Source organism: Streptococcus suis S735, from assembly GCF_000294495.1.
In the GTDB taxonomy this organism is placed as follows: domain Bacteria; phylum Bacillota; class Bacilli; order Lactobacillales; family Streptococcaceae; genus Streptococcus; species Streptococcus suis.
Map to the genome: position 1 here is coordinate 314,517 of NC_018526.1, position 21,401 is coordinate 335,917.

Here is a 21,401-nt window from a genome sequence, read left to right on the forward strand (position 1 = left end):
ACTGGCTTATAAAAAGAAAGTCTTATCTTTTTTTAAAAAATACTTGACTGGTTAATATTCTTGTGTTATAGTTAACTGGTTAACAAAGGAGGAAGTTATGTTAAAGAAAGTGATAAGAGGCTGTTTTGTTGCCTTATTCGGTTTTGTTTTAGCAGCTTGCTCGGCTCAGAAGGAAGCGAGTCAAGTACAGCCAGGAATGAAAATAGTCACCTCATTTTACCCGATTTATTCACTGGTTAAGGAAGTGTCAGGGAATAAAAATGATGTTCGAATGATTGGCTCAAGACAGGGCATACACTCTTATGAACCATCGGCTGCGGACATAAAGGCCATATACGATGCAGATGTTTTTATCTATCATTCGCGAATTTTGGAATCCTGGGCAGGACGTTTGGAACCTAATTTGCAAGGTTCATCTGTCAAGGTTTTGGAGGCTTCGACAAATTTACCGCTGACAAAGGTTCCAGGGTTAGAAGACATGGAAGCTGGTCAAGGGATTGATGAAGCTAGTTTATATGACCCCCACACATGGCTGGATCCAGTTTTGGTTGGTCAGGAAGCTGTTGCGATTGGTGAACTTTTAGCAGAAAGTGATCCTAAGAATGCGGATTATTATCGTCAAAATGCCGCAACTTTAGAGGGAAAGGCGCAAAAGTTGGCAGACAAGTATAGCCCAATCTTTTTAAAAGCCACATCAAAAACATTTGTCACTCAACACACAGCCTTCTCTTACACTGCGCAACGCTTCGGGTTGAAGCAGTTGGGGATCGCAGGAGTTTCAGAGGAAGAACCAAGTCCTAGACAGTTGGCGGAAATTAAAGAATTTGTTGACACCTACAATGTGCAAACAATTTTTACAGAAAAAGGTGCCTCGGATAAGCTTGCCAAGGCATTGGCGAGTTCGACAGGTGTAGATTTAAAAGTGTTGGATCCTCTTGAAGCAGATCCAGAAAATAATTTAACCTATCTAGAAAATCTAGAGCAAGTCTTAGAAACATTAGCTCAAGAGTTAAAATAAAAGGCCGAATTCTATCGACCGAAAGGAGAAAAAATGAAGAAAAAAGCAGTTGTTGGCTCCGTAGCCGCCCTTGTTTTAGGGATGAGTCTCTGTAGCTATCAGCTTGGACGTTTCCAAGCGATGGAAGAGCAAAAAAATCGTGTGTCCTATATTGAAGATAGTCAAAGTGTGCAAACTACCGTTGCTGAACAATTAACACCTGATCAAGTTTCTGCCAAGGAAAATATTGACGCTGAGCAGATAGTCGTTAAAATTACTGATCAAGGCTATGTGACATCACACGGTGACCATTTCCACTACTATAATGGTAAAGTCCCCTTTGATGCGATTTTTAGTGAAGAGTTGGTCATGAAGGACCCAAACTATGTCTTACAAGACAGTCACATCATTAATGAAGTCCAGGATGGCTACGTCATAAAAGTTGATGGGAAATACTATCTCTATCTAAAAGACCCTAGCAAACATAAAAATGTTCGTAGCAAAGAAGAAGTGGAGCGGCAAAAAGGAATCTCTTCTGCTGACAGCAAAAATCAGGCAGCAGGAAATAGTAAGGATGGCCGCTACAGAACAGACGATGGCTATGTCTTTAATCCGACAGATGTTATTGAAGACACGGGAGATGGTTTTATCGTTCCGCACGGCGACCATTTCCACTTTATTCCTAAAAAAGATTTATCAGCTGCCGAATTGAAGGCTGCTCAAGATTACTGGAATCAAAAAGGAAGTGTGAGCTCGGCTAGTGGTAGTCAATATGGCGATAGAAATAATAGAGCTCAACAGACCACAATTAGTGCGGGGCAAGGTCAGGATTTGGCTAGTTTATTGGCTCAATTGGATGCAACACCCCTATCTCAACGCCATGTAGAAGCGGATGGATTGGTATTTGACCCAAGAACGATTACGAAGAAAACCGCAGCAGGTGTCATCGTTCCACACGGCGATCATTACCACTTTATTCCATACAGCCAGATGTCTCCTCTAGAAGAGAAGATTTCTCGAATGATTGGTGTAAATGGAGCAGGTGTTTCTTCTGGCGCACAAGCAAGTCACTCCCAACATACACCAACACAACCAAATCGTCCAGTAACACCAATCGGCACTGTTACAACGCAACCGGTATCGCCTACACAACCAGTATTACCAACACAACCGAAGCAGTCAACAGGGAAAGTGGTTTCCTATAAGGGACGTCAAATTCCTGCTTACGGAAAAGGGTTAGATGGTAAGGCATATTTTACAAGTGATGGATACACCTTTAGCAAAGACTCTATTACCTCAGTTGATGATCAAGGGTTGATAGCTAGTCATGGAGATCATTTCCATTATGTTGGTTTTGGCGAACTCGAAGATTTTGAAATAAAGCAAGTAGAGGAATGGGTTAATGAGAAGGCGGGCAAACAAGTGCCACCGAAAACATCTGAACAAGTAGGAAACGATGCTAAACCCACAACACCAAGTCAAGGGAATGATTCAAAACCTGTAAAACCAATTCAAGAAGAAAACCGCCCTGCATTTGAATATAAACAAGTAACGGCTAAACGTAAATTGGCTGGAAAAGTTGTTTATGAAATGGAAGTAGGTGGAAAAACTTATACGTATGGTCGTGACGAACTAGATTTGATGAAGATCTCTTTTGCTGAGTTGACTTTGGCAGAAAAAGATAAGCAGTATATCTTTGATATTGCACCGCTTGCAGAAGGAGATCTTAAGCCAGCCATGTTGGTCGGTATGGATCAAATTCCGATGAAGGGAGCGAATGCGACCTATGATACTGGACAATCCTTTATTATTCCACACATTGATCACATCCACGTCCTACCTTACACATGGTTGAGTAAGGAACAAATTGCAACGATCCGCTATATCATGCAACATCCTGAAATTCGTCCATCTGCTTGGACTACAAGTGGACATGGTGATGGAGAAGCAACGGATCTTGTTCCCCCAATTCTAAATGCAACACCTAAAGCAAACCGCTTAGGCTTGAAAAATTGGCAAATCATTCACACAGCAGAAGAAGTTATGGATGCGCGTGCAAAAGGGAAATTTGCGACAAATGATGGCTATATCTTCTCGGCGGAAGACGTACTAGATCCAGCAAGTTTTGTCTTTAGTCAAGCGTTCAGTCTACCAAGAGCGACAGGAGGTTCTCTACGTTCAATTTCCAAGAAAGATTTATCTAAAGAAGAATTGGAAGCTGTACAAACTCTTCTTGATAAACGAGACGCTGAAGAATTGGCGAAAAATGTCACACCAATTGAGAAACGTGCAGGTTTGAAAAATTGGCAAATTGTTCACTCAGCAGAAGAATTGGCAGAAGCTAAGGCAGCAGGAAAATATACAACAAAAGATGGCTATATTTTTGACCCAGCGGACCTATTAGATCCCAAAGTGAAAATAGGTACGGATAACTATCGCATCCCACGTGTGATTACAGATGGTTACCGTCGGATTAACAAGAGTGATTTGAATTACTTAAGCGAGCTGATCCCAGCAGAGGCTATGGTGGCTCAACGTGAGAAATCTAATTCTAGTTTACCGTCAACACCTGCACCAACTGAAACAGGAGCAAGTGCAGGCGAGACAACAACGCCAGAACAGCCACAAGTTGCCAAAGAAACAGCAGAGGAAATTTATAACCGAGTGGAAGCGAAGAAAGTCGTTCCTTTCGAAGCACTGACTTACAATGCTGGCTATGCAACCGAAGTACGCAACGGGACTCTGGTGATTCCGCATCAAGATCACTATCACTATGTATCCTTTAAATGGTTTGACCAAGGTAGTGCAAGAAGTCCTGAAGGGTATAGTTTAGAAGATTTCCTAGCAACGGTTAAATACTACATGACTAATCCACAAGAACGCCCAGTTTCAGACGATGGCTGGGGAGTATTTACACCAAATACACCATCTGAATCAACAGAAGAAACAGAGACGGAAGAAAGTGATGAAGAAATTATTTCTGAAGAAACCGAGGAAATTGACGAGTTTACAGAAGAATTAAAACGAAGAGCAGAAGAGTTTGGCATGGACTTCAAAACCTTTGAACAAAGTCTGGTCACACTCTCAGACCGTTACAAAGTTTCTTTTGAAGCTTTCGAATATGATGCAGCAAGCAAAGTTGTTCGACTTGTAGATAAGGATGGGGTCAAACGGACCATCTCCCTTCCAAGTTTAGAAGAACAAGTATAGTAAACAAAATACCTGTAGCACTGAGCTCTGCAGGTATTTTTTTACAGAAAAACGATAAAGATTATCTTTGACTATTTGCCTTTTTTAGCGTAAAATAGAAAGGAAAGACAAAAAAGGAGAACAGCCTTGGAACTTAACGTATTTGCAGGACAAGAAAAAAGCGAACTTTCCATGATTGAAGTAGCCCGTGCTATTTTGGAAGAACGTGGACGTGACAACGAAATGTATTTCAACGATTTGGTCAATGAAATTCAAAACTACCTTGAAAAATCAAACAGCGAGATTCGCGCAGCCCTCCCAACCTTCTATTCTGATTTGAATGTGGATGGAAGCTTCATTCCGCTTGGCGAAAACAAATGGGGCTTACGTTCATGGTACGCAATCGATGAGATCGACGAAGAAGTGATCACTCTTGAAGAAGATGATGAAGATGCACCAAAACGCAAGAAGAAACGCGTCAATGCCTTTATGGACGGTGATGATGATGCGATTGACTATGGACATGATGATCCGGAAGATGAGGATAACTATCCAGGTAGTGTATCATCAGAATACGATGATGAAAATCCAGATGACGAAAAAGATGAAGTTGAGTCCTATGATTCAGAAATCAACGAAATTATCCCAGATGACGAAAAAGATGAAGTTGAGTCCTATGATTCAGAAATCAACGAAATTATCCCAGATGACGAATTGGATGAAGAGGATGTTGATTTAGGTGAAGATGACGACGAGTATTCAGATGAAGAGGTCGTCGACGAATAAGAATTATATCCCCATAGATTCTTAAAAATAATTTGACAAGACTACTGAATTACGATAAGATATTATCGGGCACCTCTTTTGAGGTCGGAGCTCCCTAGCGATAGGGAGCTATTTTTGTTTTTTCTTCAAGTTAACAGGAAGTATCCCCACAAATTGCTTCCTATTAGCCTGAATCGTAGAAAAGGAGTTTGCATGACAAAGTATATTTTTGTAACAGGTGGCGTTGTTTCCTCTATCGGCAAAGGGATTGTAGCAGCCAGCCTAGGTCGTTTATTGAAGAATCGAGGTCTCAAGGTAACAATCCAAAAATTTGATCCATACATCAACATTGACCCGGGAACAATGAGTCCGTATCAACACGGTGAAGTTTTTGTGACGGATGACGGTGCAGAAACCGACTTGGACCTTGGGCATTATGAGCGTTTCATCGACATTAACCTGAACAAATATTCAAATGTTACAACAGGTAAAATTTATAGCGAAGTCCTCCGTAAAGAGCGTAAAGGGGAATACTTAGGGGCAACAGTTCAAGTTATTCCACACATTACAGATGCTTTGAAAGACAAAATCAAGCGTGCAGCTCGTACTACAGATGCAGACGTCATCATCACAGAAGTGGGTGGTACAGTAGGTGATATTGAAAGCTTGCCATTCCTTGAAGCGCTTCGTCAGATGAAGGCAGATGTCGGTTCAGACAATGTTATGTATATCCATACAACACTCTTGCCTTATCTCAAAGCAGCAGGCGAAATGAAAACTAAGCCAACACAACATTCTGTAAAAGAGTTGCGTGGTCTAGGTATTCAGCCCAACATGTTGGTAATTCGGACAGAGCAGCCTGCTGGACAAGGAATTAAAAATAAACTGGCACAATTCTGTGATGTTGCTCCAGAAGCAGTTATTGAGTCCTTGGATGTCGAACATCTTTACCAAATCCCATTAAATATGCAAGCACAGAACATGGATCAAATTGTTTGCGATCACTTGAAGCTCGACGTACCTCCAGCAGATATGACAGAGTGGACAGCGATGGTAAACAAGGTTCTTAATCTCCAGAAAAAAGTAAAAATCGCTTTAGTTGGTAAGTATGTAGAATTACAAGATGCCTATATTTCTGTAGTTGAAGCTCTAAAACACTCAGGATATGCAAATGATGCTGCTATCGAATTGGACTGGGTCAATGCAAATGATTTGACAGCAGAAAACGTAGCTGAACGTCTAGGACAAGCACAAGGAATTATCGTTCCTGGTGGCTTTGGACAACGTGGTACAGAAGGGAAAATACAAGCCATTCGTTATGCTCGTGAGAATGACGTGCCAATGCTAGGGGTCTGCTTGGGAATGCAGCTGACCTGTGTAGAATTTGCACGTCACGTTCTCGGTTTAGAAGGTGCTAACAGCTTTGAATTAGACCCAGAAACAAAATATCCAATTATTGACATCATGCGTGATCAAATTGGAGTGGAAGATTTAGGAGGAACTCTCCGTTTAGGTCTTTATCCAAGCAAGCTCAAACGTGGCTCCAAGGCTGCAGCTGCTTATGATAATCAAGAAGTTGTACAACGTCGCCATCGTCATCGTTATGAGTTTAATAATGACTTCCGTGAACAATTTGAAAAAGCAGGTTTTGTTTTCTCAGGCGTGTCACCAGACAACCGTTTGGTAGAAATTGTTGAAATTCCAGAAAATAAATTCTTCGTTGCCTGCCAATACCATCCAGAACTACAATCTCGTCCTAATCGCCCTGAAGGTTTGTATACAGCCTTTGTTTCAGCAGCTATGGAGAATGAAAAATAAGTATAACCATTATAGAAGAAGATTGGTATCATTCAATCTTCTTTATATATTTTATATAAAGAAACGAAAAAGGTGTCAGTATTTTATAGAAGAAAATACGAAATACCACCCCCATATGGCATCATTGTCTAGATGGTTTTAAGCATTATATATAGTAGAATATTGCAAAAGAATCAGCTAAATCAATACGTTTTGGCAAAAAAAGGTAAAAATAAAAAATAAAATTCAAAAAAAGTGTTGACAAGGCTAGTTCCTAATGATATACTAGTTCTTGTGTTAAGCGGGGATGGCGGAATTGGCAGACGCGCAGGACTAAGGATCCTGTGACCGCTTTAGGTCGTGTGGGTTCAAGTCCCACTCTCCGCATAGTGGACTAGCTAAGGCTAGTCCTTTTGCTTTGTCTAGATAAGTGCAGAGCACGATATATGCTAGTTCATAAATTACAAGAATGATACGAAACAGGCATTATTATGGCTTTCATGAAAAGATATGTGAAAGTTTTCTCAAAACTAGACGGTTTCAACTAGCATTTTCAAAATAAAAATGGTAGAATAGAAGAGTATGAGGTGCAACCTCAAAAAATATTAGGAGGCTATCGAAATGCCATTAGTTTCAGCAGAAAAATTTGTCCAAGCAGCTCGTGACAACGGTTATGCAGTTGGTGGATTTAACACAAACAACCTTGAGTGGACTCAAGCTATCTTGCGTGCAGCAGAAGCAAAACAAGCTCCAGTTCTTATCCAAACTTCTATGGGTGCAGCTAAGTACATGGGTGGTTACAAAGTAGCTCGTAACTTGATTGCAAACTTGATTGAATCAATGAACATTACAGTTCCAGTTGCTATTCACCTTGACCACGGTCACTACGAAGATGCACTTGAGTGTATCGAAGTTGGTTACACTTCTATCATGTTTGACGGTTCACACCTTCCAGTAGAAGAAAACCTTGCAAAAGCAAAAGAAGTTGTAGAATTGGCGCACGCTAAAGGTATCTCAGTTGAAGCTGAAGTTGGTACTATCGGTGGTGAAGAAGATGGTATCGTAGGTAGCGGTGAATTGGCTCCAATCGAAGATGCAGTAGCAATGGTTGCAACTGGTATCGATTTCTTGGCAGCAGGTATCGGTAACATCCACGGTCCATACCCAGCAAACTGGGAAGGTCTTGACCTTGACCACTTGCGTAAATTGACTGAAGCTGTACCAGGTTTCCCAATCGTATTGCACGGTGGTTCAGGTATTCCGGATGCACAAATCCAAGAAGCAATCAAATTGGGTGTTGCTAAAGTTAACGTAAACACTGAGTGCCAAATCGCATTTGCAAACGCAACTCGTAAGTTTGCAGCAGCTTATGAAGCAAACGAAGCAGAATACGATAAGAAAAAACTCTTTGACCCACGTAAATTCTTGGCAGACGGCGTGAAAGCTATCCAAGCATCTGTTGAAGAGCGTATCGACGTATTCGGTTCAGCGAACAAAGCTTAATGTAACTGCGAAGAAATCTTAGATTTCAAGCAAACAAAGCATAAGTTTCTTAGATTAAACCAAAAAGGATTTTCTTTCGAGAATCCTTTTTATTATAATAGTTGATTAAGTTTGATCTAGTTCTTTGCTATGAAGAAATCTACGATAGAAGTGAGCAGAGAACAGTTAAAATATAAACTGCTCCAAAGTTTTCATGACTGTAATAACTTAGAGAACGAAGAATTATGGATGGGGCGCAAACTGTAGTATTAAAATATTTACCTATGAGTATAGACACTTTAAAAAATAAAAATGAAAATAATTCTTGCCAAGTCCAATCTTTTCTGTTAGAATAATATGGTATGTGGTGCTAGCACATCCGATATATTTGATCAAATGAGGAGGAAGATACAATGGCTAAAGTATGTTATTTCACTGGTCGTAAGACTGTATCAGGTAACAACCGTTCACACGCTATGAACCAAACTAAACGTGCAGTTAAACCAAACCTTCAAAAGGTAACTGTTTTGATTGATGGTAAACCTAAAAAAGTTTGGGCTTCAGCGCGTGCACTAAAATCAGGCAAAGTTGAACGTGTATAATAACAAAGTCGTTAGAAAAATCTAGCGACTTTTGTTTTTGGAAAAAATAGCCTAGATATAAAGTCGGTGAGGAGCAAATTCGACCACTACATAATGAATAGGAAAGAATATCAGCTATATAGCTCTTCACATTGCTGTTGAAAAGTTAACAAAGAAGGAATGTTGTCAAAAATAAACTGTGTATTGATGTGGAAGATTTTTCCAAGTTCGAACATTTAAACTTGGATTGACATTAGGAGTTGTACGAGAGAGCATCCGTACGGGTTCTACAAGAAGGGAATCACGAACTGGAAGAATAGAGAGTGTTTAAAAAAATCCAAAAAATCTCAAAAAACCGGTTGACAATGTATATAAGTCGTGATAGAATAAATGAGTTGTCTCTTGAGGGACTAGTTAACAGAGAAACGAAAAAAGTTTCAAAAAAGTGTTGACAAAGTTCACAAGAAATGATAAACTAAGATAGTTGTCGCGAGAGCGCGATAACGACAAGACCTTTGAAAATTAAAGAAGACGAACCAAACGTGCAGGGTGATTTATCTAAAGATAAATCGTCAATGACAAAACAAAACAATAAAACGGAAAGCTAGCAATAGCTTGAGTTTGAATCAAAACTTTTTATGAGAGTTTGATCCTGGCTCAGGACGAACGCTGGCGGCGTGCCTAATACATGCAAGTAGAACGCTGAAGTCTGGTGCTTGCACTAGACGGATGAGTTGCGAACGGGTGAGTAACGCGTAGGTAACCTGCCTCATAGCGGGGGATAACTATTGGAAACGATAGCTAATACCGCATAACAGTATTTACCGCATGGTAGATATTTGAAAGGAGCAATTGCTTCACTATGAGATGGACCTGCGTTGTATTAGCTAGTTGGTGAGGTAACGGCTCACCAAGGCTTCGATACATAGCCGACCTGAGAGGGTGATCGGCCACACTGGGACTGAGACACGGCCCAGACTCCTACGGGAGGCAGCAGTAGGGAATCTTCGGCAATGGGGGCAACCCTGACCGAGCAACGCCGCGTGAGTGAAGAAGGTTTTCGGATCGTAAAGCTCTGTTGTAAGAGAAGAACTGTGAGAAGAGTGGAAAGTTTCTCACTTGACGGTATCTTACCAGAAAGGGACGGCTAACTACGTGCCAGCAGCCGCGGTAATACGTAGGTCCCGAGCGTTGTCCGGATTTATTGGGCGTAAAGCGAGCGCAGGCGGTTTGATAAGTCTGAAGTAAAAGGCTGTGGCTTAACCATAGTACGCTTTGGAAACTGTCAAACTTGAGTGCAGAAGGGGAGAGTGGAATTCCATGTGTAGCGGTGAAATGCGTAGATATATGGAGGAACACCGGTGGCGAAAGCGGCTCTCTGGTCTGTAACTGACGCTGAGGCTCGAAAGCGTGGGGAGCGAACAGGATTAGATACCCTGGTAGTCCACGCCGTAAACGATGAGTGCTAGGTGTTGGGTCCTTTCCGGGACTCAGTGCCGCAGCTAACGCATTAAGCACTCCGCCTGGGGAGTACGACCGCAAGGTTGAAACTCAAAGGAATTGACGGGGGCCCGCACAAGCGGTGGAGCATGTGGTTTAATTCGAAGCAACGCGAAGAACCTTACCAGGTCTTGACATCCCGATGACCGCCCTAGAGATAGGGTTTCTCTTCGGAGCATCGGTGACAGGTGGTGCATGGTTGTCGTCAGCTCGTGTCGTGAGATGTTGGGTTAAGTCCCGCAACGAGCGCAACCCCTATTGTTAGTTGCCATCATTCAGTTGGGCACTCTAGCGAGACTGCCGGTAATAAACCGGAGGAAGGTGGGGATGACGTCAAATCATCATGCCCCTTATGACCTGGGCTACACACGTGCTACAATGGCTGGTACAACGAGTCGCAAGTCGGTGACGGCAAGCTAATCTCTTAAAGCCAGTCTCAGTTCGGATTGTAGGCTGCAACTCGCCTACATGAAGTCGGAATCGCTAGTAATCGCGGATCAGCACGCCGCGGTGAATACGTTCCCGGGCCTTGTACACACCGCCCGTCACACCACGAGAGTTTGTAACACCCGAAGTCGGTGAGGTAACCTTTTAGGAGCCAGCCGCCTAAGGTGGGATAGATGATTGGGGTGAAGTCGTAACAAGGTAGCCGTATCGGAAGGTGCGGCTGGATCACCTCCTTTCTAAGGAAATGGAAACCTGTACGTCAGTCTTCTTTAATTTTGAGAGGTCTTGTGGGGCCTTAGCTCAGCTGGGAGAGCGCCTGCTTTGCACGCAGGAGGTCAGCGGTTCGATCCCGCTAGGCTCCATTAACAACGGAAGTTGTTAAGATTTTGTCCATTGAAAATTGAATATCTATCAAACATTCCTAAACGTATGTAAAAGTACGTATAGAAATAGTAACAAGAAAATAAACCGAAAACGCTGTGAATATTTAATGAGTTTTCTAATTTTTGAAAAAATTAGGTTAAAACAAGTTACGAAGACGTTAAGGAAAACGTATGATTTTAGGAAATCATCGCAGTAGTCTAAGGACTACAAGAGGATTTGTCTAAATCACTAGTTTTCTAGTCTGAGTACGATTATAAGGTTAAGTTAATAAGGGCGCACGGTGGATGCCTTGGCACTAGAAGCCGATGAAGGACGTGACTAACGACGAAATGCCTTGGGGAGCTGTAAGTAAGCAATGATCCAGGGATGTCCGAATGGGGGAACCCGGCAGGTAATGCCTGTCACTCACTACTGTTAAGGTAGTGAAGAGGAAGACGCAGTGAACTGAAACATCTAAGTAGCTGCAGGAAGAGAAAGCAAAAGCGATTGCCTTAGTAGCGGCGAGCGAAACGGCAGGAGGGCAAACCGAGGAGTTTACTCCTCGGGGTTGTAGGACTGCAATGTGGACTTAAAGAGTATAGAAGAACTACCTGGGAAGGTAGGCCAAAGAGAGTAATAGCCTCGTATTTAAAATATTTTTTATACCTAGCAGTATCCTGAGTACGGCGAGACACGCGAAATCTCGTCGGAATCCGGGAGGACCATCTCCCAACCCTAAATACTCTCTAGTGACCGATAGTGAACCAGTACCGTGAGGGAAAGGTGAAAAGTACCCCGGAAGGGGAGTGAAATAGAACCTGAAACCGTGTGCCTACAACAAGTTCGAGCCCGTTAATGGGTGAGAGCGTGCCTTTTGTAGAATGAACCGGCGAGTTACGATATGATGCGAGGTTAAGTTGAAGAGACGGAGCCGTAGGGAAACCGAGTCTTAATAGGGCGGATTAGTATTATGTCGTAGACCCGAAACCATGTGACCTACCCATGAGCAGGTTGAAGGTGCGGTAAGACGCACTGGAGGACCGAACCAGGGCACGTTGAAAAGTGCTTGGATGACTTGTGGGTAGCGGAGAAATTCCAAACGAACTTGGAGATAGCTGGTTCTCTCCGAAATAGCTTTAGGGCTAGCGTCGACATTTGAGAATCTTGGAGGTAGAGCACTGTTTGGATGAGGGGGCCATCTCGGTTTACTGATTTCAGATAAACTCCGAATGCCAATGATTTATGGTCGGCAGTCAGACTGCGAGTGCTAAGATCCGTAGTCGAAAGGGAAACAGCCCAGACCACCAGCTAAGGTCCCAAAATAATTGTTAAGTGGAAAAGGATGTGGGGTTGCACAGACAACTAGGATGTTAGCTTAGAAGCAGCTATTCATTCAAAGAGTGCGTAATAGCTCACTAGTCGAGTGACCCTGCGCCGAAAATGTACCGGGGCTAAAACAATTTACCGAAGCTGTGGATAACACTTTAGTGTTATGGTAGGAGAGCGTTCTATGTGTGAAGAAGGTATACCGTGAGGAGTGCTGGAACGCATAGAAGTGAGAATGCCGGTATGAGTAGCGAAAGATGGGTGAGAATCCCATCCACCGTAAGACTAAGGTTTCCAGGGGAAGGCTCGTCCGCCCTGGGTTAGTCGGGACCTAAGGAGAGACCGAAGGGTGTATCCGATGGACAACAGGTTGATATTCCTGTACTAGAGTATGAAGTGATGGAGGGACGCAGTAGGCTAACTAAAGCGGGCGATTGGAAGTGCCCGTCTAAGCAGTGAGGTGTGATATGAGTCAAATGCTTGTATCTGTAACATTGAGCTGTGATGGGGAGCGAAGTTAAGTAGCGAAGTTAGTGACGTCACACTGCCGAGAAAAGCTTCTAGCGATGTATCATACTCTACCCGTACCGCAAACCGACACAGGTAGTCGAGGCGAGTAGCCTCAGGTGAGCGAGAGAACTCTCGTTAAGGAACTCGGCAAAATGACCCCGTAACTTCGGGAGAAGGGGTGCTGGCTTAAAGTCAGCCGCAGTGAATAGGCCCAAGCAACTGTTTATCAAAAACACAGCTCTCTGCTAAATCGTAAGATGATGTATAGGGGGTGACGCCTGCCCGGTGCTGGAAGGTTAAGAGGAGGGTTTAGCGCAAGCGAAGATCTGAATTGAAGCCCCAGTAAACGGCGGCCGTAACTATAACGGTCCTAAGGTAGCGAAATTCCTTGTCGGGTAAGTTCCGACCCGCACGAAAGGCGTAATGATTTGGGCACTGTCTCAACGAGAGACTCGGTGAAATTTTAGTACCTGTGAAGATGCAGGTTACCCGCGACAGGACGGAAAGACCCCATGGAGCTTTACTGCAGTTTGATATTGAGTATCTGTACCACATGTACAGGATAGGTAGGAGCCTACGAAGTCGGGACGCCAGTTTCGACTGAGGCGCTGTTGGGATACTACCCTTGTGTTATGGCTACTCTAACCCGGATAGGTTATCCCTATCGGAGACAGTGTCTGACGGGCAGTTTGACTGGGGCGGTCGCCTCCTAAAAGGTAACGGAGGCGCCCAAAGGTTCCCTCAGAATGGTTGGAAATCATTCGCAGAGTGTAAAGGTATAAGGGAGCTTGACTGCGAGAGCTACAACTCGAGCAGGGACGAAAGTCGGGCTTAGTGATCCGGTGGTTCCGTATGGAAGGGCCATCGCTCAACGGATAAAAGCTACCCTGGGGATAACAGGCTTATCTCCCCCAAGAGTTCACATCGACGGGGAGGTTTGGCACCTCGATGTCGGCTCGTCGCATCCTGGGGCTGTAGTCGGTCCCAAGGGTTGGGCTGTTCGCCCATTAAAGCGGCACGCGAGCTGGGTTCAGAACGTCGTGAGACAGTTCGGTCCCTATCCGTCGCGGGCGTAGGAAATTTGAGAGGATCTGCTCCTAGTACGAGAGGACCAGAGTGGACTTACCGCTGGTGTACCAGTTGTCTTGCCAAAGGCATCGCTGGGTAGCTATGTAGGGACGGGATAAACGCTGAAAGCATCTAAGTGTGAAACCCACCTCAAGATGAGATTTCCCATAACTTTATGTTAGTAAGAGCCCTGAGAGATGATCAGGTAGATAGGTTGGAAGTGGAAGTGTGGCGACACATGTAGCGGACCAATACTAATCGCTCGAGGACTTATCCAAAGAAATAAACTAGAGTCAATATTGACAAGCGATCGGTTTCTTGTTAGAATATAGATATTCAATTTTGAGTTGACAAGACTCAGTAGTTAAGTGACGATAGCCTAGGAGATACACCTGTACCCATGCCGAACACAGCAGTTAAGCCCTAGAACGCCTGAAGTAGTTGGGGGTTGCCCCCTGTTAGATACGGTAGTCGCTTAGCATATTCCGCCATAGCTCAGTTGGTAGAGCGCATGACTGTTAATCATGATGTCACAGGTTCGAGCCCTGTTGGCGGAGTAAAGAGAAATCTTTAGTATATGGTCCGTTGGTCAAGGGGTTAAGACACCGCCTTTTCACGGCGGTAACACGGGTTCGAATCCCGTACGGACTATATTTGGAGACTGCTTAAGTCTCTTTTTTTGTTTTTTGAGGTGTATGGGCTTTAATATGGCTCCTTTTTCTTTTCTTGTTACTTTGTCTATTCATTGTTTGTTGATATAATAGAGATATGAAAAGACTATGTGATGAATTATCGGTTTTGCCAGGGATTGGTCCAAAATCGGCTGAAAAATTCTTAAAAATTAGCATTCAGAATATTAATGATTTGCTGACTTACTATCCATTTAGATATGAAGATTTTGAGAGTAAGTCTATTTATGATTTGCAGGATGGGGAGAAGGCAGTGGTAGTTGGGGAGGTGGTATCTCCAGCTAATGTACAGTATTATGGTTACAAAAGAAATAGACTCCGTTTTTCAATGAAACAGGGTGAGGTTGTCTTAGCAGTTTCGTTTTTTAATCAGCCTTATTTAGCAGATAAGATTGTTTTGGGGCAGGATATTGCAGTTTGGGGAAAGTGGGATAAGGCTAAGGCAAGTTTGACAGGAATGAAAATTTTGGCTCAAGTATCAGATGAGCTCCAACCTGTCTATCATGTGGCGCAAGGGATTTCGCAAGTAAATTTGGTTAAGGCTATTAAAACAGCTATTGATCAGGGATATTTGCATTTATTAGAGGAGAACTTGCCATCAGTTTTACGAGAGCGCTATCGGTTAATGAATCGCCGAGAGGCGGTTTTTGCGATGCATTTTCCTACAAATTTAGAAGAGTATAGACAAGCTTTGCGACGTATGAAGTTTGAGGAATTATTTTATTTTCAATTACAGTTGCAAATGCTGAAAGCCAACAATCGTGATATTTTGAATGGTTTGAAGATTGCCTATGATGCTGATAGATTGGCTATGCAAATAAGACAATTGCCGTTTGTCTTAACAGATGCTCAGTCTGGGGCTTTGGCTGAAATACTATCAGATATGAAGTCCTATGGGCACATGAATCGTTTGTTACAAGGGGATGTTGGTTCAGGGAAGACAGTAGTTGCTGGATTGGCTATGTTTGCTGCTGTGACTGCGGGGATGCAGGCTGCAATTATGGTGCCGACAGAAATTTTGGCTGAGCAACACTTTGAGAGTTTGCGCCAGCTTTTTCCAGAACTTTCTATTGCTCTTTTGACAGGTGGAATGAAAGCTGCGGAGCGTCGTACTGCTTTAGAGGCGATTTCTAGTGGTCAGGTAGACATCATTGTAGGAACTCATGCTCTTATACAGGAAAGTGTGACGTACCATAAGCTTGGTTTGGTTGTGACGGATGAGCAACATCGTTTTGGTGTTAAACAGCGCCGTCTGTTTCGTGAGAAGGGTGATAATCCGGATGTGCTTATGATGACTGCTACACCTATTCCTCGGACGTTAGCCATTACAGCTTTTGGAGATATGGATGTATCAATTATTAATCAGTTACCTGCTGGTCGAAAGCCAATTATCACTCGCTGGGTCAAACATCAACAGCTGCCCACGGTCTTAGATTGGTTGGAGCGGGAGTTAGAAGTGGGTGCTCAGGTTTATTTTATCTCTCCGCTGATTGAAGAATCTGAGGCTCTAGATTTAAAGAATGCTGTAGATCTACAATCTGATTTACAGGCGCATTTTGGAGAGCAAGTTACAGTGGATTTGTTACACGGTAAGATGAAGAATGACGAGAAAGATGCCATCATGCAGGCTTTTAAGGAGCGAAAAACGAATATTTTGGTTTCTACCACTGTTATTGAAGTCGGAGTCAATGTGCCCAATGCAACGGTGATGGTTATTATGGATGCTGATCGTTTTGGTTTAAGCCAATTACATCAGTTGAGAGGGCGTGTAGGACGTGGTCATAAGCAGTCTTATGCAGTGTTAGTTGCTAATCCTAAAACAGAGTCTGGTAAGGAACGCATGAAAATTATGACAGAGACGACAGATGGTTTTATTTTGGCTGAAGCTGACTTAAAAATGCGTGGGTCTGGAGAAATATTTGGAACTCGTCAATCAGGTTTGCCAGAATTTCAAGTTGCAAATATTATCGAGGACTATCCAATTTTAGAGGAAGCAAGGCGAGTTGCTAGTCAGATTGTTAGCGTGGAAAATTGGCAGGAGGACCCTAATTGGTCGATTTTGCTTGCTAATTTGAAAGATCGAGAGGAATTGGACTAGTCATATAAAAAAGGCCAACACACATGTGTTGGTCTTTTGACATATTGTATAGTTCGTCAGCGATTAACCTTGGATGTAATCTGCCAAGCTTTGCTCTTCCAAGCCTGCATTGAGAGCGATAAGGAGTTTGAGTCGGGCTTTTTGAGCATTCAATTCTTTAACAAATAGAATGCCGTCTTTCTCCAGTTGGATGCCACCTCCTTGGTAGGCATAGACAGGCTCAGCAATTCCGTTAAAACAGCGAGATACCAGAATAATGGGTATCTTTTGATCAAGGAGTTTCTTAATGGCTGGAAGGATGGTAGGCGGAAGATTTCCGGCGCCGAGTGCTTCAATAACTAAACCGGAAATTGAGCTTGCAGTGAGTGAATCAAGGAGAATGGAGTCCATATCTGCATAAGCTTTTATGATTGGGACCGTTCCTGTGACTGTTGATAAGTCAAATCGAACACGTGGTTCAGCAGTTTTAAAATAGAGAATCTCTCGTTTGGTGACTAATCCCAGTGGTCCATGGGTTGGTGTTTGAAAGGTTGAGACATTGGTGGTATACGTTTTTGTAACATATTTAGCAGCATGAATTTCATCGTTCATGACCACTAGAACACCTTTATCTGCGGATTTATCATCAGTAGCCACACGTAGGGCTGTTCGGTAGTTATAAATCCCGTCGCTACCCAGTTCATTTGAGGAACGCATGGCTCCGGTCAATACAATTGGTTTTTCTGGAATAGCCATTGTATCAAGGAAATAGGCAGTCTCTTCTAAAGTATCTGTGCCATGTGTAATGACAAAACCATCGAAGTTCATTTGTTCTTCTTTGATTTTTTGGTATAGAGTCATCATGTGTTCTAAGCGAATGTGTGGACTTGGAACATTGAGAAAATCCAAGGATGTCACTTGAGTTTCTTCTAGTGGGCTATCAATTTGGGTCATTGGATTGGTTTTACTCGCTGCAACTTCACCCTGATGATTGGTTTGCATAGAAATGGTTCCACCTGTATGCAGTACTAGAATTTTTTTCATAAATTTTCAGTTTCTTTCAAAGTGTGATATACTAATTGTAACATAATTCTTAGAAAGTAGGTGAGTTGGTTGACGATAAAGGCTGTATTTTTCGATATTGATGGTACCTTATTGACCGACAATCGTATGGTTAGTAGTTCAACTATTCTCGCCATTAATGCTTTGAAAGAGAAGGGGATTTTAGTTGGTCTAGCTACAGGACGTGATCCTCGTTTTGTTTTGCAGTATATGGCTAGTTTAGGGCTAGATTTGGCCATTGCTTATAATGGTCAATATATTTTTTCAAGAGAAGAAGTTATTTATAGTCAGAGTTTAGAGCCAAAGCAAATTGAACAAATTATGGAGTATGCGCAAACTCACCATAAGGATTTATCTTTTGGAACTGCTAAAGGCATATTTGGTAGTAAGATTATGAGTGCTGGAACAGGAAATTTTGCATATCGTGTGACGCGTATGATTCCGGAGTCCTGGGCTGGAATCATAAATTTTATTTTCAATCGTTTGGTACGTTGGATTAGTCCTCAACAGGAAACGAATTTGAAAGGTTTTCTCTTTCAACCAATCTATCAGCTGATGTTGCTGACGACGGAAAGGGAGACACAATCATTGGAGGTGCTCTTTCCGAACTTGTCTTTTACGCGTTCGAGTCCCTATGCGACTGATATTATCAGTAAGGGAAATTCAAAATTATCGGGTATTGTAAAGGTTGCAGATCGATATGGTTTTGAGTTAGATGAAGTTATGGTATTCGGGGATTCTAATAATGATTTTGAAATGTTGAATGAAATTCAGCACTCGGTAGCGATGGGAAATGGGACGAAAAAGGTTAAACACGCAGCTTCCTTTGTTACGGATACAAATAATCGTGATGGGATTTATAAGGCATTAATTCATTTTGGTGTGATTGAGGGATAAGATGTTTCAGAGCAAGGACGATAATTTTAATAGGGTAAAGGATTTTCATTTTTTAATGGATGGTGAAACACAAGAACTTCCCAGTGTGTATGATGGACAGACGGCTTTGTATCGCGCTGGTTTTAAATTGGAGGAGTTGGTAGAATTTCTACATGCAGCTTCAGAATCTGAAGTTGAGTTTCATGATTTTATTCAACAACTTCATCAGGATTTAGATACTGCTGCTGCTAAGGTATCTGGCAAGAGAGGTTTCGGGGTTTCGATGCAGGATCAGGTAGATGCTTTGCTGGATATTCTTTATTTTACATATGGTTCGTTTGTTTTGATGGGGGTTGATCCAGAACCAATTTTTCAGATAGTCCATACTGCAAATATGGGGAAAACATTTCCAGATGGGAAGGCCCATTTTGATCCAATTACCCATAAAATTTTAAAACCTGATGATTGGGAAGAACGGTTTGCTCCGGAGGAAAAGATTCAGGAAGAGCTGAAAAGACAGATGAAAAGACTTGATTCGTAAATCAAGTCTTTTGGTTTATAAACTTTTTTCTCCATCGCGAACAATGAGTAAATCGATAGTTGCGTGGCGCATGATATATTCGGATGAGGATCCGATTAGGAGACGTTCAAAGGCGTTTAGACCAGTTGCTCCAAGTAACATAAGATCCGCACCGGTTTCCTTTGGAATATCGATAGCCAGTAGGGTTTTAGGGTTACCGAATTCAATGCGAATCTGTACATCGGTCAGACCGGCGTTGAGAGCTTCTTGTTTGTATTCTTCGAGGAGGAGCTCCGCCTCTCTTTCTAAAGATTCATAGACAGAGGCGTCAAATGCAACAACATTGTGGAGAGCACGGGTGTCAATCACATGGGCGATAATCAGACGTGCTTGGTTGCGTAGTGCAACATGAATGGCTTTATGAAGAGCTAATTCTGCTCCTTTAGAGCCGTCTACAGCGACGAGTATTGTTTTGTAAGATTGTGTCATAATAGTCACTCCTTTCAGAAGAGCTTTGTCCCGAAATAGGTAGAGTAGTTCCTTACATTTTTATTATAAGCCTTTTGAGAGAAAATGTAAAGGATTCTTGTACTTTTTTAGCTTTTACAGTACAATAGAAAAGATAGAAAGTTGAGGTGACGACATGAAGCAATTTAACAAGTCAACAAAATTGGATGATGTAGCATATGATATTCGTGGGCCTGTTTTGGAAGAGGCCATGCGCATGCGTGCCAATGGAGAGCAGATTTTACGTTTGAATACGGGGAATCCTGCAGAATTTGGTTTTACTGCTCCAGATGAAGTTATTCGTGACTTGATTCATAACGCCCGTAAATCAGAGGGATATTCGAACAGTAAGGGAATTTTTTCTGCACGTAAGGCTATCATGCAGTATTGTCAGCTAAAGAAATTTCCAAATGTTGACATTGAAGATATTTATCTTGGAAACGGCGTGAGTGAGCTGATTGTTATGTCTATGCAAGGTTTGCTAGATAATGGTGATGAGGTGTTGGTGCCAATGCCAGACTATCCTCTCTGGACTGCTGCAGTTAGTTTGGCTGGTGGTAAAGCTGTTCACTATGTTTGTGATGAAGTAGCTGAATGGTATCCAGATTTGGCAGATATGGAGTCCAAGGTGACTTCTCGAACCAAGGCAATTGTCCTTATCAATCCAAATAATCCAACTGGTGCTCTCTATCCGAAAGAAATTTTAAAAGGAATCATTGATATTGCTCGTAGACATGAATTGATCATTTTCTCTGATGAGATTTATGATCGTATGGTCTTTGATGGAGCTGTTCATATCCCTATTGCGACACTGGCTCCAGATTTATTTGTTGTGACGATGAATGGACTGTCTAAATCACATCGTATTTGTGGTTTCCGAGTAGGTTGGATGGTCTTATCTGGTCCGAAAAAGCATGTAAAAGGTTACATTGAAGGCTTGAATATGTTGTCCAATATGCGTTTGTGTTCAAACGTTTTGGCTCAACAGGTTGTTCAAACTTCTTTGGGAGGTTACCAATCGGTTGATGAGCTCTTGATGCCTGGCGGACGCTTATATGAACAAAGGGAGTTCATTACCAAGGCGATTAATGATATTCCGGGACTTTCTGCTGTAAAACCTAAGGCTGGTCTGTATGTATTCCCAAAAATTGATCGTGAGATGTACAGAGTTGAGGATGATGAACAATTTGTATTGGATTTCCTCAAGCAAGAAAAAGTACTTTTGGTCCATGGTCGAGGTTTTAACTGGAAGGATCCAGATCATTTCCGTATTGTGTATTTACCACGTGTTGATGAGTTGGCAGAAATTCAAGAAAAAATGTCACGATTCTTGCGGCAATATCGTAGATAATGGGAGTGGGAAAGAACTCAACCATTCATAAGAAGAGTTCGTCAACAAGTCTTTATTTCTAGTTGTTGAGCTGAAACAGTCTATTCCCAGACTGTTTCGCTCCCACCTCCGCACAGCTCAAACTGTCTGGGAGACAGTTTGAGGTTGGAGATGAAGCGAACTCTGTTCGCATCAGTCGTATAGGTCAGATTTTGAATGTAAAACACGAACGAATCTGCCAATCAACCACTGCGCTGAGATGTTGACACTAACTTTGAGAAGCGGTGCTGGGCTTTTTGCCCAGCCTATTTCTTT

10 protein-coding genes, 4 tRNA genes, 3 rRNA genes and 1 pseudogene are annotated in these 21,401 nt (G+C 42.5%); 16 read left to right on the top strand and 2 right to left on the bottom strand.

What is annotated here, in order from left to right; translation table 11 throughout:
- Positions 1-97 precede the first annotated feature (97 nt).
- The 14 genes from YYK_RS01635 to recG all read left to right on the top strand — a co-directional run bounded on the left by YYK_RS01635 (position 98) and on the right by recG (position 16,812).
- A complete protein-coding gene (locus tag YYK_RS01635; RefSeq protein ID WP_012774966.1) occupies positions 98-1,018 on the top strand; it encodes a metal ABC transporter solute-binding protein, Zn/Mn family in 921 nt (306 codons plus the stop codon).
- 33 nt (positions 1,019-1,051) lie between these two features.
- Positions 1,052-4,207: a pneumococcal-type histidine triad protein gene (locus YYK_RS01640; RefSeq protein ID WP_014917202.1), complete on the top strand. Its 3,156-nt coding sequence runs from the start codon at positions 1,052-1,054 to the stop codon at positions 4,205-4,207.
- A 126-nt stretch (positions 4,208-4,333) separates the two neighbouring features.
- Positions 4,334-4,972 (top strand): DNA-directed RNA polymerase subunit delta, encoded by a 639-nt coding sequence (gene rpoE, locus YYK_RS01645; protein ID WP_014917203.1) that lies wholly within the window; start codon positions 4,334-4,336, stop codon positions 4,970-4,972.
- A gap of 192 nt (positions 4,973-5,164) precedes the next feature.
- On the top strand, positions 5,165-6,769 hold the full coding sequence (locus tag YYK_RS01650; protein ID WP_011921913.1) for a CTP synthase: 1,605 nt from the start codon (positions 5,165-5,167) through the stop codon (positions 6,767-6,769).
- A gap of 280 nt (positions 6,770-7,049) precedes the next feature.
- Positions 7,050-7,135 (top strand) — tRNA-Leu (locus YYK_RS01655).
- Positions 7,136-7,369: 234 nt separating this feature from the next.
- Positions 7,370-8,251 carry a class II fructose-bisphosphate aldolase gene (locus YYK_RS01660; protein WP_011922635.1) on the top strand — a complete coding sequence of 294 codons (882 nt, stop codon included), beginning with the start codon at positions 7,370-7,372 and terminating at the stop codon, positions 8,249-8,251.
- Between the two features lie 392 nt (positions 8,252-8,643).
- On the top strand, positions 8,644-8,832 hold the full coding sequence (gene rpmB, locus YYK_RS01665; protein WP_001140948.1) for a 50S ribosomal protein L28: 189 nt from the start codon (positions 8,644-8,646) through the stop codon (positions 8,830-8,832).
- A 613-nt stretch (positions 8,833-9,445) separates the two neighbouring features.
- Positions 9,446-10,994: ribosomal RNA gene (locus tag YYK_RS01670) — 16S ribosomal RNA — on the top strand.
- Between the two features lie 53 nt (positions 10,995-11,047).
- A tRNA-Ala gene (locus tag YYK_RS01675) sits at positions 11,048-11,120 on the top strand.
- A gap of 279 nt (positions 11,121-11,399) precedes the next feature.
- Positions 11,400-14,303, top strand: a 23S ribosomal RNA gene (locus YYK_RS01680).
- Between the two features lie 86 nt (positions 14,304-14,389).
- Positions 14,390-14,505 (top strand): 5S ribosomal RNA (gene rrf, locus YYK_RS01685).
- Together the 16S, 23S and 5S rRNA genes with 3 tRNA genes alongside form the textbook arrangement of a ribosomal RNA operon.
- A gap of 4 nt (positions 14,506-14,509) precedes the next feature.
- A tRNA-Asn gene (locus tag YYK_RS01690) sits at positions 14,510-14,582 on the top strand.
- A 22-nt stretch (positions 14,583-14,604) separates the two neighbouring features.
- Positions 14,605-14,676, top strand: a tRNA-Glu gene (locus YYK_RS01695).
- Between the two features lie 117 nt (positions 14,677-14,793).
- Entirely contained in the window at positions 14,794-16,812 is a 2,019-nt protein-coding gene (gene recG, locus YYK_RS01700) for an ATP-dependent DNA helicase RecG (RefSeq protein ID WP_012774967.1), read from the top strand.
- A 63-nt stretch (positions 16,813-16,875) separates the two neighbouring features.
- Here the strand turns inward: recG and YYK_RS01705 are convergent, their stop codons facing one another.
- Positions 16,876-17,835 (bottom strand): asparaginase, encoded by a 960-nt coding sequence (locus tag YYK_RS01705; protein ID WP_012775497.1) that lies wholly within the window; start codon positions 17,833-17,835, stop codon positions 16,876-16,878.
- A gap of 69 nt (positions 17,836-17,904) precedes the next feature.
- Between YYK_RS01705 and YYK_RS10335 the strand changes: the two are divergent.
- Positions 17,905-19,270: pseudogene (locus YYK_RS10335) on the top strand (Cof-type HAD-IIB family hydrolase).
- Between the two features lie 15 nt (positions 19,271-19,285).
- On the opposite strand, the gene YYK_RS01720 reads toward YYK_RS10335, so the two are convergent.
- Positions 19,286-19,738 carry a universal stress protein gene (locus tag YYK_RS01720; RefSeq protein WP_004195772.1) on the bottom strand — a complete coding sequence of 151 codons (453 nt, stop codon included), beginning with the start codon at positions 19,736-19,738 and terminating at the stop codon, positions 19,286-19,288.
- A 154-nt stretch (positions 19,739-19,892) separates the two neighbouring features.
- Here YYK_RS01720 and YYK_RS01725 point away from each other — a divergent pair, with 154 nt between their 5' ends.
- Complete coding sequence (locus YYK_RS01725; RefSeq protein ID WP_011921925.1) at positions 19,893-21,107, top strand: pyridoxal phosphate-dependent aminotransferase; 1,215 nt, start codon at positions 19,893-19,895, stop codon at positions 21,105-21,107.
- The last annotated feature ends 294 nt before the right edge of the window (positions 21,108-21,401 follow it).

Excerpts from the sequence above, each read along its gene's own strand:
- YYK_RS01705 (WP_012775497.1), bottom strand. The coding sequence starts at position 17,835 with ATGAAAAAAATTCTAGTACTGCATACAGGTGGAACCATTTCTATGCAA.
- YYK_RS01660 (WP_011922635.1), top strand. The coding sequence starts at position 7,370 with ATGCCATTAGTTTCAGCAGAAAAATTTGTCCAAGCAGCTCGTGACAAC.
- YYK_RS01635 (WP_012774966.1), top strand. The coding sequence starts at position 98 with ATGTTAAAGAAAGTGATAAGAGGCTGTTTTGTTGCCTTATTCGGTTTT.
- recG (WP_012774967.1), top strand. The coding sequence starts at position 14,794 with ATGAAAAGACTATGTGATGAATTATCGGTTTTGCCAGGGATTGGTCCA.
- YYK_RS01720 (WP_004195772.1), bottom strand. The coding sequence starts at position 19,738 with ATGACACAATCTTACAAAACAATACTCGTCGCTGTAGACGGCTCTAAA.
- YYK_RS01725 (WP_011921925.1), top strand. The coding sequence starts at position 19,893 with ATGAAGCAATTTAACAAGTCAACAAAATTGGATGATGTAGCATATGAT.
- rpmB (WP_001140948.1), top strand. The coding sequence starts at position 8,644 with ATGGCTAAAGTATGTTATTTCACTGGTCGTAAGACTGTATCAGGTAAC.
- YYK_RS01640 (WP_014917202.1), top strand. The coding sequence starts at position 1,052 with ATGAAGAAAAAAGCAGTTGTTGGCTCCGTAGCCGCCCTTGTTTTAGGG.
- YYK_RS01650 (WP_011921913.1), top strand. The coding sequence starts at position 5,165 with ATGACAAAGTATATTTTTGTAACAGGTGGCGTTGTTTCCTCTATCGGC.